Origin of the sequence: Mycolicibacterium chubuense, assembly GCF_001044255.1 — a bacterium.
Taxonomy (GTDB): Bacteria; Actinomycetota; Actinomycetes; order Mycobacteriales; family Mycobacteriaceae; genus Mycobacterium; species Mycobacterium chubuense.
In genome coordinates this window covers 1-15,194 of record NZ_JYNX01000096.1, presented here as the reverse complement: position 1 = coordinate 15,194, position 15,194 = coordinate 1, and the positions used below count along the sequence as shown (strand labels likewise).

Below are 15,194 nucleotides of genomic sequence, written 5' to 3'. Positions count from 1 at the left end.
CGGTTGGCAGCTGAGCGGTCAGTAAGAATCGATAGGCTTTATCGAGTAGCCGACGTCAGATGCCAGCAGTTCGAAACCCAGTCGTCGTATTCCCGCATGCAAGGTTTTCGACTTGGACTTAAACTGCCGGTATTCCGCAACGCCAAACTGTTGAATAAGAAGATTTCCCAAGGTGCTTAGCTCGCCAGCGAAGATACCCCCTGGGTGTTCGTGGCATACTTGAGCCAAGAAAGCCCTTATTTTTCGGTCCAATTCCGAAAGAGACGAGGTGTCCACAGGCGCCGATTCCGAGATTTCTGTAGTCGGCGCATTGTCAATGCTCTTCGGACTAGCAGGTGCAGCAACTGCTGAACTCTGAACACGCGAGTACTCAAGGTTTTCGGCCGAGCGATCGCTGTCTGACTGATCGTTCTTGTCGGTAATCAGTTTGACCGACCACCCGCGTAGGCCGCTGTAACTAAAGCCCAGATAAAAGTCGGCACGTTCGTTGATGTCCCGAGAAGCCAATACCTCACCTTGAGGGGCAAAGAAGGCAGTCAAGGTGCCCTTGCCGACGCGCGTGTAGCCACTCCGATAGTCGTCAACGTCTTCGATAACGCCGCGGACTCGACCAAGCTTCTCCGACTGCGACCAGACTTGCCGTCGGTCGCGTGTCCACCGACCCAACTCGCTGAAGTGCACGATCTCTGCCTTGCCGCTTACGGAGATCCACTCGTAGCTCCAATCTTGCCGACGGTCTCGAGTTGAACGCTTGCAGAGGTCAAGATAATGCCTCACGCGATTTTGATCGACTAGCCCACCGTTCGCCCAAAGCTGGAACGACAATACGTAGGCATAATAAGCGCCATCGACAGAATTCCGTTCTGACGCGTAATACGTAACCCGCTCCAAAGCCGCAGAACTGGAGTATTCCGGCAAACGTCGGTATGCCTGGATCCATGTTCTGAGGTCAGCGTCGGATGCCGTTCCCGAATCGACAGCAGGTTGTAGCATCTCGGCGAGTTGACGCGCGCGCGCTTCATCGACGTGAGCCCATGAACGGCCCGACGACGAGAATACGGCCCGAGCCATTGAGCAGCCGAGCGTCGCAGAGTTTCCGGCTCCGGAATCCCGAATGCTTTGCCACTGCTCAATCAGCGTATCAACGTCCCCATATAGCGCGTCAATCTTCCCGCTGAGTTCGACGTAATAGTCGCGGTCATGGGTGCGCTCCAGGGAGTCCACCCGCACGACGTCAAGCAAACTCTCCGCTTGATGCATCTGGTCGGCGACCCAGTCACTTACCTCACCTGTCGTTTCCAGTAGTTCGTGAAGATTGCTTGCGCCAGACTGCTTTATCAAAAACTCAACGACGGTATTTGTTAGCTGGATTGGCGTTACCCAAGAATAATTTGAGCCGGAACCTAATGTTCGCGATTCTTGGAAGGCCGTCATCGCGGAGTCGTACGTCGGCCTGAGAACTTCGATCAGTGCAACGCCTTTAAGACCTTCATCTCCAGAAGCGATTGTGGCGATCTGCCGCTCGACCCATAGCCTGCGAACCATCCCCAAGGTGTGAAGGTGTGTCCCCTTCGAGTTGGCAGACGCGGTATCTACTGCCCGTTCTAGATATGACTCCGCAGTCTCGTAATCTCCACGCACCTTGTAAATGTGGAACCTGCCCCGATGGTTCCAGAAATGAGGTTCGTTTGGGAACTTATCGGTAAGTTTTTCGAATACTAACTGCCCTTCTTCTGGCGAGAATTTCCCAACCAGTTCGGAAAAGCCATCACGGCGGAACTCCCCGGATCGAGTAATAAAGATGCTTCGAAGAAGTGACCGAGCGGGCTCACTGCTTTCACCCAGAACATCATGCACTTGCTCAATTAGACGCACGGAGATTTGAGCCAAGCTTAGTTGCCCGTATTTGTCATGATAGTAACTTAGTACACCGTCGGCAATAATGGGATGAAGCAACCGATAAGCAAAGCCATCCGACACGACTAAATGTCTTAAGTCGGCTCCGAGCAGCTCGACCAAATACTCGTCAGTTATCTCGTGCGGTGGACGCTCTGGCCTGCCAAGCCATCTCCGAACTATCTCTGGGTATAGTCCTACCTGGCTAAAGCGAGTGACAAGTGCGAGATACTGCGCGATCTTTATCTGAAGAGGGCCTAGGTTATGCAGATGATTGGTAACAAAATCTTCAATTCCGTTGAAGTCGCGCTCGAACGCCGTTAAGCCGTAATAGAAGGGCGAATGAAACTGCTTGGGCTGGGAATCATAGTTAGTCAACAGCGACTGGAGGTCGGCACGGGAATCCGCGTGTTGACTCAACTCAGAGAATGCGTGAATGAAGCTTGCACTTTCCGTCCGAGTCATCGGATCTATGAGTTGCATAGCCCGATTCGAGGGCGACGTGGTCCGGTTGATCCAGACTATGGTCGCTTTCCCGTGGTTGCCTGTAATTGACTCGAATAGTGCGTCTCGGTCAGACTCGGAGACCACGGCGCTCTCAGCGAATACCAGCACCGGTAAGTCTGCTAGAGTAGAAATCTCGGCAATCAGCTCGCCAGTTGTGTCCCCGAACTTACTTACCAGAGCCACAGGCATCTCTGTCATGAGTTCCCAAGCAACTCGTCTTACCAGCGTGGTCGCGCCTGCACCGGGGGAGTGGTCCAAACGCAGAATCGTTGATCGGCCCTCATTAATAGCTTTGCGGCATGTGTCGATGAAAGTCGCTTCTTCTTGGCGGCGGATATCGATGCCGGCGGCTATCTCGTCCCACGTCGGTGGGCGTCCGCGCCAGAACTCATCGACCAACCCTGCGGAAGATGCGGAACTTGGGCGCGTCAGGATTTGATCGTGAAGCAGCTCGAGGTCCGCTTCATACCGGTGAAGCGTGACGACATCGACCTCAACCCGCCCGTTACTACCTGGTATACGAACAGCTGAATTCGAAACGTCGGAGAGTATTGCATTCTCGCGCGCATCGACAAAGCGGTGTACGGAGAATGGCGACGCGATTGTCGCGGAAAGGTCAATCTGCTCGACAATGCCCGAGTATGTTTCGTCGATGTACTCTAAAACTCTGAGCGCCATATCCCGTGTCGTTTCGTCTCTTATTGACAGCACATACACAGATCTCGATGTGCTCGCGGCGACCGTACTGTCTATCACGCGACGAACGCGAGCCAGGTACCCGCCGCGACGCCACTGGGTTACTTCATCGGCTGTCGCCTCGGATCGCGTGCTCCAGCCGTTGGCCATTAACCAGTTTGTCGAACGCCTGGTACTCACGAAGTTCTCGTTCGAGCCGAACACATTGAGACGGCGACTCACTCGGAGGTAGTCGCCGAGCGCGCCGAGCAGTCCCTCCGTGTCGCTGTCCGGGTCAAGATCTACTACTGCTGCGATCCTCATTGTGGCCAGCGTTTCGATGCGCGAGCTCAGGTGACGAACTCTGCCCGTGACGATGATCAAATCGGTGTCTGTGGGAATCGACTGAAGTAGTTCCCAATAGTGACGTAGCTTCGCCTCACCGTCCTCAACCGATACGTCGGCTTCTTTTACACGAACCGCGGTCGACCCCTTGTCGGCTATCGTGGCCGCGGACTGCCAGTAGTCGGGCAAGTACCGAGTGAGCCAGTCGCGCAGAGCCCAACAGGCGTACAGGAAACCCACGGACCTTTGGTTCGCGTCCATAGGCTTCGACGCCCAATTCAAGCCAGCGGCTATTCGCGACAGCAGGAGTTGCTGCTGCCAGACGTCGGCACGCCGTTGCTGGTGTTCCTCAAGGTAACCACAAACAATATCTCTAATTGTGCAGATGTTGCTAATAAGGTCCGTATGCCCGAGATCGAATTGATGTTCGTTCCCATTCTGTTTGTTGATCGATCTCAAAACCGACAGAATTTCGAGATGAGTCGAAGATGATAGCGAGTCGAGGATCAGTGACACTTCGAGGTAAGAATAGTCGTATAGAAGCGGAGATTCATCCGCCCAGTTAGCGTCGATGATCCAATGGTGCACTTGCGTGGAGAGAGTGCTACCTTGAACAAGTATATTCGCTGTGTGAAGATCGCCGTGGTTCAACCCGGCAATGACACCCACGCGCGCGTGATCCTGCTTCGCCAGCTCGGAAATGATAGAAATGGGGTTTGGCAGCAGCTCTGCGGCAAATAGAAAGACTTTCGCTTCGTCCGCGAAACCTATTGAAGTGCCGCTGGATAGTTTCTTGTAACGCTCAGTGGTCCAAAACTTCTCACCTAACCACTCCTGAAGGATGTCAATAGGCGAGATATCATAGGATGCCCGTCGAGATTCAACATCAAATTGGTCGCTTATGAGCCCCAGCACCAGTTCGGACAAAATATGCTGTTTGTCGTTCTGATTACGTACTTCTCGGAAGGTACGCGTGGTTTTAGTGCTGAAGCCAGCGAGATCATATAGCTCTACGGAGACGCCATCTTTCACCTCAATAAGCGGTATTTCAGGCGTATGCCCGAGCGTGTAGGCCCCCAGCGTGCGGAACCGTTCGTTGGGGTTGCCGTGCGCGGTCCTCGCGGCTTGAACCTTGGCCACATATTGCCCGTCACGTCTTTGCGTGGCGTCTGTGAGATCTATCAACAGAACTTGGGCGCCCGACTTGCCACCAGACAGAGGTCGGATAAGTTCGACCGTTGCGCCGGCGAAGTGAGATCGAATCAGTTCCATTGCATCGGCTGTTGGCGTGTCCGACGCGTCCTGTGTGGCCGTCTGTCCCCCATCTTGGCTCATTCGAATAAGTCTAAAGATACTTCTGGCGCAGTGTGCCAAGTCGGCTAACGCTCATGACGCGGCTTTGCCCTTTGACGGGTCCCGTGAAGGGAAATTGTTGCGCTTGGGCAGGCAAGAGGCTCGATGGTAAACGGGTCTAGCTCAGCCGCAGCGGCGCCGGGCTCCACAGACCGCTGCGCGTTGCCGAACCGAGCTCGAGCCGGGCGGGTTGGGCGCCCGGGTAGTACGGCGTGAGCTGCTGCAGCGCGCCCCAGTCGCGGAACCAGTCGTACTTCAGGTAGGTCGGCACCGTCGTGGCGCGCAGCAGGAGCTCGGTGATGCCGAGCGGTCCGCCGCCCAGGTAGTCCATCACCGGCGAGTTGGCCTCGGCGCCGAAGCGGTCGGGCATGATCCGCCACTTGGGCACCTCGACGACGCCGTTGCGGTGCCCGAACGGGCGCTGGCACGGGAACGCCAGCCCGACCAGCCAGTCCAGCAGCACCGGATCCGAGGACCCCACGACGTCCTGCAGGGTGCGCAGCTGGGGGATGCGGGGCGGGGTCAGCGCGATCCAGTGCGTCGGGCTCAGGTCGTCATCGGTCGCGACCAAGCGCACCCGGGTGGCGTCGGCGGGGATCGCGCTGAGCGGCGCGCGCAGGTTCCGCCACGCCGGGGAAGCGCCGACGTCGGCGAAGCCGATGCTGCCGGCCGGGTCGTCACCGGTGGTGGCCCACTGCACCGCGACGTCGCTCGGGTCGAACCGGCCCGCCGCGGACACCACCAGCAGCGAGTCGGAGCGGTCGCCCTCGCTCCAGCCCGGGGGCAGCTGGTACCAGGCCGACCGCAGGAACGCCGGCTGCTGGATGCCGCTGCGCCAGCTGCCGAGCACGGGGACGCGGGCGGGGTCGAGCCCGTAGGGCAGCCGCGCGCGGGAGCCGTTGATGCCGGCCGCAGCGATCGTGCCGCCCTCGGTGCCCGCCTCGCTGCCGGAAACCACGCCGCTGTCGCTGTCGGCGAAGTTGTCCGAGCCGGGTTGTTCCATCACCGGGTCGGCGGAGACGTCCGACGGAATACCGTTGGCGCTGAAGCCCTCTGACCGCGCCGCGCCCAGTGAGTCGCGGACGGGCACACCCACGGGGGTCAGGATGCCGGCGTTGGGGTCCTGTTCGACCATGACGTCCTCGGCCATGCCGCACGTCTTCCCGGTCAGGGCTTCGAGGTTGGAGCGGCCGACGGTCCACGCCGGGTACTGGCCCGTCATCGCCAGGGTCAGTGACCCGACCTCGAAGACCACCAGCGCCCACGTCGCGATCGCCAGGGGCGCCCGCCCGATGCCCCGCCACCGCCGCGGCTCGTCCTCCGGGGCGCCGTCGCGGCCGGAGAAGTGCAGCCACGCGGCGACCAGCAGGGCGAGCACGGAGAAGCCGAGCAGGATCGTGGTGAAGCCGAAGTGCCACTCGGGGAACGAATTCGACCACGGCACACCGAAGTTCGAGACGTACCACCAGCCGTTGACGGTCGCGAACGACAGCGCGGCGATGAACAGCACGGCCGCGGCGAACACGGTGCGGTTGCGGCGTGAGCGCATCGCGGCGGCGGAGACCGCGACGGCGGCCAGTGCGCCGAGGGATCCGGCCAGCCCGGCGAACACCCCGAAGTGGTGCGTCCACTTGGTCGGGGTGAACATCATCGCCAGGAACGAGATGATCGTGATGCCGACGATGCGGCGGCTCGGACCGAGGGCGGTGCCGGGAATGCGGCCCTTGCGCAACGACATCGCCACCGACACGGCGAGCGCGAGCAGCAGCGTCAGGACCGCGAACCGGCGTGCCACCGAACCGTCGGGGCTGGTGGTGAACAGCCGCGAGTAGCGGATGTGCTCGTCGAACCAGGCCAGGCTCGGGCCGACGGCCGACTTGAAGCTGCTGGCCTGCAGTTCGGCGGCCAACGTCTGGTCGCGGAAGATCAGGAAGATCGTGACCGTGCCCGCGGCGGCGATGGGGGCCAGCAGCGCCCAGTATCCGAACCGCGAGACATGCGCGGCGACAATGGTTTTCAGCGGTCCGATGGCGACCAGCAGCGCGCCGACCGCGGCGATGCCGGTGGGTCCGGAGAACAACGTCAACGCCCCGATGATGACGGCCACCGCGACGGGTAGCAGCCGGCTGGTGGCCACGCCCCGTTCCACCGAGCACCAGGTGAGCAGGATGCCCAGCGCGATGATCGGCAGCCGATGAACACCGGCAGCCAGCACGTCAGGATCCGGTACAGCAGCACCGAGGGCACCGCGACCGCNATCGGCTCGGGCCGCAGACCGTTGTTCAGCGGCAGCCAGAACGCCAGGAACAGTCCGGCGGCCGTCCACGCCGCGGCGCGGCTGTGCTTGACCGCGGTGCCCAGCCGGGGCAGCACCTCGCGGCTGATCACCCACCAGCAGGCCAGCCCCATCAGCAGCGTGGGCAGTCGCATCCACACGCTGGTGGTGCTGACGTGCGCCCACAGCGCGAGCAGGTCGTAGTACCAGCCGAACGGCGACTCCGGGGTGCCGAACCAGCGGTAGTAGTTGGCCATGTAGCCGGCGTTCTCCGACACCCGGGCCATGGTGAGGATGTAGCCGTCGTCGGCGGTGTTGGCGCCGACGAAGTGCCACCACACCATCACCGCGGTGACCAGCCCGTCCAGCGGCGACAGCGACCACCAGCGGGGCGGCAGGAACCGCTTGTGCCTGCGGCCGTCGGCGCTGTCGAGCACGTGCAGGGCGCCCAGCGAGACGATCGTCATCGCGACCCCGACGATCATCGCGACGAGCTTGAGCAGCGTCGGGGACGTGCTGTAGCGGGAGTCGACGGTCGCCGAGAACTGCAGGCCCGGCGGGGCGGGGCCGGACAGGTCGGTGAACACGCCGACGATCTGCGGGCGGAAGTCGTAGCCGCCGCGCTCGCCGCGCAACGGCTCGCCGGCGTCGGAGGAGTCGGGCGGCTGGGTGAGGCCGACGAACTCGCCGGTCACCTTGTCGGCGTAGGCGGTGAACGTCAGCTCACGGCAGGCGGGGCTGAGAACCTGGTCCAGCGGCGCGCTGACCACAGGGGTGTTGCGGACGATGACGAGCAGGTCGTTGTTGACGCGCTCGATCAGCAGTCCGCGGTCGACGGCCTTGGGCGCCTGCTTGGGCACGGTGGACAAGAGCACTGTGCGTCCGGGGCGGTCCAGGCCGGCGGCGGCGCGGCACGGGATGGTGATCTGCAGGTCGGTGGCCACGTAGCCGATCAGGGGGGCGTCGACGCTGGCGAGCACGCCGTTCTGCGGCCAGTTCAGCTGTGCGGTGGTCTGGTTGACGGGCAGCAGCGGGGTGGCGATCGCCAGCAGGGTGCCCAGCAGGCCCGCGACGATCGCGATCAGTCGCGCGGTGCGGTGGTTGCCCCCTGTTCCCGGCTGCTTCACCACGGGGCTAGATGGTAGATGGCTTGCGGATGGCCAGCACGAACGGCCCGATGGTGGACACGTCGAAGCGCGGATCGTCGAACAGCGCGTCGTCGAGTGCGACGTGGTAGCGGCGCACGTTGGGCTGGTTCGGGTAGACGTCCTCAGCGAGGCGCAGCGTGTAGGTGTCGTTGGCGCCGCGGCGCATCAGGAACACCGTGGGCGGGGGCCAGGGCAGCGCGTCGAGCGCGGCGACGAACTGGTCGGCGGTCGTCAGCATGGACCAGCCCTCGATGGCGCCGGCTCGCTCGGTGAACTGGGCAAGCGGGTTGGCGTAGTGCGACGTCAGGCCCTGGAAGCCGTAGTAGGGGTAGTAGGACAGGAAGCTGTAGTCGGCGGTCATGACCACGGTCTCGTTGCGCGGGCGACCGGTCACCTCCTGGATCTTCGCGTCGACCTCCCGGTAGTACTGCTCGGCGCCCGGGGGCCGGCGGTCGGCCCGCTGACCGGAGCCGTCGGTGTCGGTGTAGGCGACGACGATGTCGGAGCGCAGCACGTCGGGGATGTCCTGGCTGAAGGTGACGGCGCCGAGCGCACCGACCGCGGTGGCGACGGCGATGACGCGGTGCGCGTTCGGGGCGGCGACGCGGGCGGCGAGGGCGCGGGCCGTCTCGAGGAAGCCGAACGCCCCGGCTGCGGTCAGCAGCACGGTCAGCGTCGGCTGCAGCCGGAAGGACAGCAGCGTGGTGCCCACCAGCGTGGTCAGCATCGACAGGATCGACCAGGCGTAGACGGCGAGCACGGCGACGGCCAGGCCGCCCGCCCGCGTGGAGCTGCGCGCCCGCACGACCAGCCACAGCGTGCCCAGCATGCACAGCGCGCCGAGCAGGGTGAACTGCAGCATCGGGAAGGACAGCTGGGCGCCGTCTACGGGCAGGTAGTGCTGGGCGGTGCCCCGGTCCGCGGGGGTGCCCTTGGCCGCGGCGATCAGGTAGGGGCCCCACCCGATCAGCGCGATCGCCCCGGAGATCGCCGCGATGACGAGCAGGCGCAGCAGCGGATCGAGCGCGCGCCGGGAGACGGCCAGCAGCACGGCCATGATGGTCAGCGTGAACGCGGCGTAGCCCAACAGCAGGGTGTAGAACAGCGCGGCGCCACCGAGGAAGATGCCGACCGCGACGACGGCCGCCCAGCCGCCGGCCCGGGTTTTACCCCGCAGACCCGACCAGGCGAGCACGAAGACGGGCGGTAGCAGCACGGTGATGATGGCGGCGTAGGGCTCGGCGGGGGAGTAGGCGAGCGCGGCGGCGGCGGTGGCGGTGGCGACGACCAGTGCGTACTCGAAACGCACCATCGCGGACCACAGCACCAGCGCGAGCACGATGGCGACGGTGATCGACAGGATCGACCACGGCTTGAACATCTCCCAGGCCGGGGTGCCGGTCAGCGCGGCGAGCCGGCCGCCGATCCAGAACCAGCCCGGCGGGTAGTACGGCGGTAGACCGATGTAGGTCATGTCGTGCAGGCTCGCCGAGTCCGTCAGCCGGGTCAGGTATTCGGTGCGGAACTGCTGGTCGACGGAGATGCCGAACAGGTAGAGCTTGGTGGCCCCCAGCGGCATGGCCAGCGTCACCACGGAGAAGGCGGCGAGGAAGAGCACCGCGCCGACGCGGGCCACGGTGCGGCGGCCGCGCCGCCACACCAGTCCGGCGGCGAGAAGGCCTGTCAGGCAGACGACTTGGCCGACGGTGGTGAGCGCGTGCAGCTGATTGGAGGAGTTGTAGGCGGGCCACTCGACGCGCGCGATCGCAGCCAGGCTGATCACCGCGACCAGGGCGGCGAGGACGGTCGCAACGACCATCTGGCCGAGCACGGCCAGGGCGCTGCGCATCAGATGGGCAGCTTGCGGAAGATTGGACGGGGGATGTGGCGCAGCACCACCATCACGTAGCGGAAGGCGCCGGGCGCCCAGACCAGATCCTTGCCCTTGGCCGAGGCGGTGACCGCGAGCTCGGCGACGTACTCCTTGTCGACGGTCAGCGGGGCTTCCTTGACGTGGGCGCTCATCCGGGTGCGAACCTGGCCTGGCCGGATCACGAGCACGCGAACCCCATACTCGCGCAACGCTTCTCCCAAGCCGAGGTAGAAGCCGTCGAGGCCGGCCTTGGTGGAGCCGTAGACGAAGTTGGACCGCCGCACGCGTTCGCCGGCCGCGGAGCTCATCGCGATGATCTGCCCGGAACCCTGGGCGCGCATCTTCTCACCGAGCAGCACGCCGACCGACACCGCCGCGGTGTAGTTGATGTCGGCGATCTGCACGGCCTTGCGCTGGTTCTGCCAGAGTTCCTCGGCGTCGCCGAGCAGACCGAACGCGACGATCGCGACGTCGACGTCACCGTGGGCCCAGGCCTTGTCGAAGACGGCGGGATGGCTGTCGGTATCGACGGCGTCGAAGTCGATGACCTCCACCGCTTTTGCGCCGGCTTCCTGCATCTGGGTCTGCGCGGCATCGCGAAGCGGGTCGCCGGGCATGCAGGCGAGGATCACCCGGGCTTTGGCGTTGCGCAGATAGCGCGCGCAGATCGCCAGCCCGATCTCGGAGGTGCCCCCGAGGAGCAGGATGGTCTGGGGATTGCCGGTGGCATCAAACACCATTTAGAGGAGCTCCAGTCGTCGAGCCATGTCGGAGGCGAAGACGCCGTCGGGATCTACCTTGCGGCGCAACGCGATCCATTCGTCGATGCGGGGATACATCGCGTGGAAGGTCTCGGCGGTGGTGCGGGAATCCTTGGCGGTGTAGAGCCGTCCGCCGAATTCGAGCACCCGCTGGTCGAGGCCGTTGAGGAACTCGTTGAGGCCTGCGGTGATCGGGAAGTCCACGCAGACGTTCCAGCCGGGGATCGGAAAGCTGAGCGGCGCTTGGTTTCCCGGTCCGAACAGCTTGAACACGTTGAGGAACGAGTAGAACCCGGACCGCTGGATGTCGACGAGGATCGCCTTGAACTCCTCGACGGCGTCGGTGGGGACGACGAACTGGTACTGGCTGAAGCCGGAGGATCCGTAGGCGCGGTTCCACTCTCCGAACATGTCGAGGGGGTGGTAGAACTGCGTCAGGTTCTGGACCTTGCCGCGGTAGGTGCCCGACTTGCGGTACCAGAGCTCGCCGATCGGCATGAACGTGTATTTGTTGGCCAGCCCGTTGGGGAAGATGTCGGGCAGCGTGAGCAGTTGCGGCGCATCGAATTTCAGAGGGTTCTTCTGAAGCTTTTTGGGCAACTGGTCGAGGGTGGCCAGCGAGCCGCGGGAGATCGCGGCGCGGCCCAGCTTCGGTGGGGCGCTGATGGCGTCGAACCACGCGCTGGAATAGGTGTAGTTGTCCTCCGTGCCGTCGCTGTGGAAGGCGATGGTCTCGTCGAGGCTGTGGGTGACGTCGCCGTCGGCGATGAAGTAGGCCGTCTCGGTAGGCGTCATCGCGACGGTGGCGCGCAGAATGATGCCGGTCAGTCCGTTACCACCGACGGTGGCCCAGAACAGGTCGCTGTCGGAGCCGGTCGGGGTGAGCGTGCGGACCCGACCGTCGGCGGTCAGGAGGTCCATCGAGCGGACGTGGTTGCCGAAGCTGCCGGCGCTGTGGTGGTTCTTGCCGTGGATGTCGCAGGCGATGGCGCCGCCGATGGTGACTTGGCGGGTGCCGGGCAGCACGGGAACCCACAGGCCCAAGGGCAGCGCGGCGCGCATCAGCTGGTCGAGGTTCACGCCGGCGTCGACGTCGACGGTGGCGTCGTCGGTGTTGATCGAGTGGATGCGGTTGAGCGCATTCATGTCGATGACGAGGCCGCCGCCGTTCTGGGCGTTGTCGCCGTAGGAGCGGCCGAGGCCGCGGGCGAGAACGCCGCGGTCGGACTCCTGCGCGGCGCGGGTGACGGCCTGGACGATCACCTCCGGATCCGGCGTCGACAGCACCTGCGCGACCGTCGGGGCGGTGCGGCCCCAGCCGGAAAGGCGCTTGGTGGTGGTCGGGAACTCGGTGCGAAACATCGTCACAGAGGGTACCGCCTGCGGCGGTCCGGCTAGCGCAGCCGGAAGATGACCGCGCGCTGCACGATGAAGTTGATCACCGTCGCGGTGCCCTGTGCGATGACGAAGGCCACCGGCACGCGCCACGGCTGGTCCTCGAACCGCATGTAGAAGACGTAGTTGATGCCGACCTGGACGGCGTAGGTGACGGCGTAGAGGGCGACCACCGCGATGAAGCGGGCGCGGCTCGGCGGCGCCTGGAACGTCCAGCGCCGGTTGATCAGGTAGGCCGTCGTCGTGCCGGCGATGAAGCTCAGGGTCTTGGCGATGTTGACGTGCAACCCCGCGGCGAGCAGCGCGACGTAGAGGCCGAAGTCGACGATCGCGGAGAGCCCGCCGGTCACGACGAAGCGCCAGATCTGCGTCGTCAGGCTCAGCTGCGGTGACATCGGGGGCTCGGCCACCGGGGCAGCTTACGGGCTGGCGGTCACCGTCCGCTGCCGCGGCGGCTGGTGGCGGGCGCGATGCGGGCGACGCCGCGCAGCAGCCAGGGGGTGCGTTTGGCGACCGTCGCGGCCGCGCGATCGGAGCGGCGCATGGTCTTGCGGGGTCCCGGGGTGGCCGCGGACACCAGACGTGCTTCGGAGGATCCGGCACCCGGACCGTGGCGGTCGACCGCGAGCAGCTGCCACGTGCCGGGCACGCCCTTGAGTTCGGTGCTGCCGCGGTCCTCGAAGCCCGTGCCCGAGCCGACGACCAGATCCCGCACGGTGCGCGAGACGAGGATCTCGTCTGCGCCCGCCCGGTCGACGATGCGTGCGGCGATGTGCACGGCGATGCCGCCCAGGCTGTCGTCGCCGAGTTCGCATTCGCCGGTGTGGATGCCGGCGCGGATCTGCAGGCCGACGCTGCGGGCGCCGTCCCGGAGGGCTTCGGCGCAGCGGATCGCCTGGGTCGGCCCCTCGAAGGTGATGAGGTGGCCGTCGCCGGTGCTGTCCAAGACCGTGCCGCCGAATCGTTGCGTCAGCTCGTGGGTGATCTCGTCGAAACGGCGTAGCAGCGCACGCCACCGTTCGTCGCCGATCGCGGCGGCCCGGCTGGTGGAGGCGACGATGTCGGTGAACAGCACGCTGCGCAGCGCCCGACGGGTCAGCGACGGCGCGGCATGGCTGCCGGTCAGGAACTCCTCGACCGTTGTGAGGATCGTGTCGGGATCGCTGAGCCAGGGGACGTGGTCCCTGCCATCGACTTCGAGCAGCTGGGCGCCGGGGATGTGCGCGGCCAGGTAGCGCCCTTCCTGGACCGGGATGACTTCGTCGCGGGCGTGGATGACCAGGGTGGGCACGCTGATGGTGGGCAGGATGGCGCGCACGTCGAGACGGAACACCGCCTCCAGCGCCACACGCGCCATGCCCGGGCTGGCGCTCATGCGTTCGACCATGCCCAGTTGGCGCAACGACCGGACGGAGGGCAACAGGGCCTTGGTCGCTTCACCGCTGCCCCACTCAGTGCCTGCGGCGCGTGCCCAGGACTGCCAGCGGGCGAGCTGGGGGACCGACGGCGTGAACTCCTCGCCCAGTTCCGTCACCAAGCGCGCCCGTAACTCGACCGGGTCGACCTCGAGATCGTCCCAACCGGTGAAGCCGAAATACGCGAATGTCCCGGTGAGGACCAGCGCCTGTGTGCGTTCGGGGCGGGTGGCGGCGAAGAAGATCGACGAGGGGCCACTCTCGCTTCCTCCGAACAGCACCGCCTTGTCGAAGCCGACCGCGTCCATCACGGCCTCGATCTCGGCCGCACGATCGTCGAGGGTGCGCACCCGGGGAACCGGATCGGACACCCCGACCCCGGCTTTGTCGAACAGCAACACGCGGCTGAATGTGCCGAGCCGCTCCATGAACGCGACGCATTCGGGCACCGTCCACACCAATTCGACATGGCTGACGAACGACCCGACGAACACGAGGTCGATCGGCCCGTTTCCGAACACCTGATAGGCCAGGCTCAGACCGCCGCAAGATGCGTACGACGTTTCCGGCACAGTCCTGACCATACGGTTTCCCGGACGTCGCGCACCGGCTTTGGAGCAGCCACTCAGAAGGGTGGTGGGTCGTCGCCATAGTCGGGTGGGGGTGTGCCGGTGGTGTCGTGTTGTCGAGTTTGGCGTTTGGCGTTGCGCTCGGCGGTGGCTTGCGCGTCGGCGTTGCGCTCGTGTTGGCGTTGGAGGGCGTTGAGTTCGCGTTCGCGGGTGATGTAGGCGGCGCGGTTCTGGGTGCGGGTGCGTCGTCGGGTGGGCATCATTGAGGTCCGCCCGGGGTGGCGTGGCGGTGTGGTCCCCGATGCCGGTGGTGGGGGTCCGGTGGTGGTGTTCCAGGACGGGAACAGCAGTGTTGAGAACGGTTTGGTGGTGTAGGTGTGTCCGGTGGGTGTGGTGACCCGCACGGTCCCGTCGGCGGCCTGGGTGTCGGTCCAGCCTTCCCAGAACGTTTTCACCAGATGATGTTGGCGGCAATAGCATTTGGTGTTCGAGGCGTGAGTGGCGCCGTACGGGTAGGGCTGGGTGTGGTCGATGTCGGCGAACACTGCGGGCCGGTCGCAGCCGGGGAAGCGGCAGGTCAGGTCGCGGGCGCGGACGAACCGCTCCAGCGCAGCGCAGGGGCGGTAGCCGTCGGTGGCGCCCAGGGCGGCCGGGTCGGTGAGGAACCGCACGGTCGCGCCGTGGGCGATCAACTCGGCCAGCAGCGGCGCAGGCAGGATCGCATTGCGGAAGCCAGGAATCAACGCCGCCGTGCGGCGTGCGGGCGCGGGCTGCGGCGCAGGTTGTGAATCCGGTTGTGGCTTGGCGGGTTCCGGCTCCGGTTCTGGCGCCGGCGCGGGCTGCTCGGCGGGTTCGCCGTGCAGCTGGGGGTCGACGGTGGCGTCCAGCGCGGTGGGCTCGGCGATCACGGTGATCGTGAAACGCGACCCACGACCGTCGTCGAGCTGCGCGGCCGGGCAGTCCGGGGTGGCGCAGCGGCAGG

General features: G+C 64.8%; 8 protein-coding genes and 1 pseudogene. All 9 read right to left on the bottom strand.

The genetic code is table 11. The features are described from left to right. Positions 1–18: 18 nt before the first annotated feature. Positions 19–4,758, bottom strand: a complete 4,740-nt coding sequence (locus MCHUDSM44219_RS29870; RefSeq protein WP_131722368.1) for a P-loop NTPase — start codon at positions 4,756–4,758, stop codon at positions 19–21. A 136-nt stretch (positions 4,759–4,894) separates the two neighbouring features. After that, positions 4,895–6,964, bottom strand: a pseudogene (locus tag MCHUDSM44219_RS31510) (arabinosyltransferase C-terminal domain-containing protein); the annotation flags it as partial. Between the two features lie 69 nt (positions 6,965–7,033). Beyond that, positions 7,034–8,181: arabinosyltransferase domain-containing protein (locus MCHUDSM44219_RS31505; RefSeq protein WP_236695613.1), on the bottom strand; the 1,148-nt coding region annotated here is incomplete at its 3' end. Between the two features lie 4 nt (positions 8,182–8,185). Beyond that, positions 8,186–10,048, bottom strand: coding sequence for a galactan 5-O-arabinofuranosyltransferase (locus tag MCHUDSM44219_RS28195; RefSeq protein WP_048421591.1), 1,863 nt, complete (start codon positions 10,046–10,048; stop codon positions 8,186–8,188). Next, on the bottom strand, positions 10,048–10,812 hold the full coding sequence (locus tag MCHUDSM44219_RS28190) for a decaprenylphospho-beta-D-erythro-pentofuranosid-2-ulose 2-reductase (RefSeq protein WP_048421590.1): 765 nt from the start codon (positions 10,810–10,812) through the stop codon (positions 10,048–10,050). The genes MCHUDSM44219_RS28195 and MCHUDSM44219_RS28190 overlap by 1 nt, the downstream gene beginning before the upstream one ends. Beyond that, on the bottom strand, positions 10,813–12,195 hold the full coding sequence (locus MCHUDSM44219_RS28185) for a decaprenylphosphoryl-beta-D-ribose oxidase (RefSeq protein WP_048421613.1): 1,383 nt from the start codon (positions 12,193–12,195) through the stop codon (positions 10,813–10,815). A 32-nt stretch (positions 12,196–12,227) separates the two neighbouring features. Then, the gene (locus MCHUDSM44219_RS28180; protein WP_048421612.1) at positions 12,228–12,623 is read right to left on the bottom strand and encodes a GtrA family protein; all 396 of its coding nucleotides are present in this window, start codon (positions 12,621–12,623) and stop codon (positions 12,228–12,230) included. Positions 12,624–12,661: 38 nt separating this feature from the next. Further along, positions 12,662–14,215: an adenylate/guanylate cyclase domain-containing protein gene (locus MCHUDSM44219_RS28175; protein WP_048421611.1), complete on the bottom strand. Its 1,554-nt coding sequence runs from the start codon at positions 14,213–14,215 to the stop codon at positions 12,662–12,664. Positions 14,216–14,268: 53 nt separating this feature from the next. Beyond that, positions 14,269–15,194, bottom strand: a 926-nt coding sequence (locus tag MCHUDSM44219_RS28170) for an HNH endonuclease signature motif containing protein (protein WP_048421589.1), incomplete at its 5' end; no start/stop codon positions are given.

Excerpts from the sequence above, each read along its gene's own strand:
- MCHUDSM44219_RS29870 (WP_131722368.1), bottom strand. The coding sequence starts at position 4,758 with ATGAGCCAAGATGGGGGACAGACGGCCACACAGGACGCGTCGGACACG.
- MCHUDSM44219_RS28195 (WP_048421591.1), bottom strand. The coding sequence starts at position 10,048 with ATGCGCAGCGCCCTGGCCGTGCTCGGCCAGATGGTCGTTGCGACCGTC.
- MCHUDSM44219_RS28190 (WP_048421590.1), bottom strand. The coding sequence starts at position 10,812 with ATGGTGTTTGATGCCACCGGCAATCCCCAGACCATCCTGCTCCTCGGG.
- MCHUDSM44219_RS28185 (WP_048421613.1), bottom strand. The coding sequence starts at position 12,195 with ATGTTTCGCACCGAGTTCCCGACCACCACCAAGCGCCTTTCCGGCTGG.
- MCHUDSM44219_RS28180 (WP_048421612.1), bottom strand. The coding sequence starts at position 12,623 with ATGTCACCGCAGCTGAGCCTGACGACGCAGATCTGGCGCTTCGTCGTG.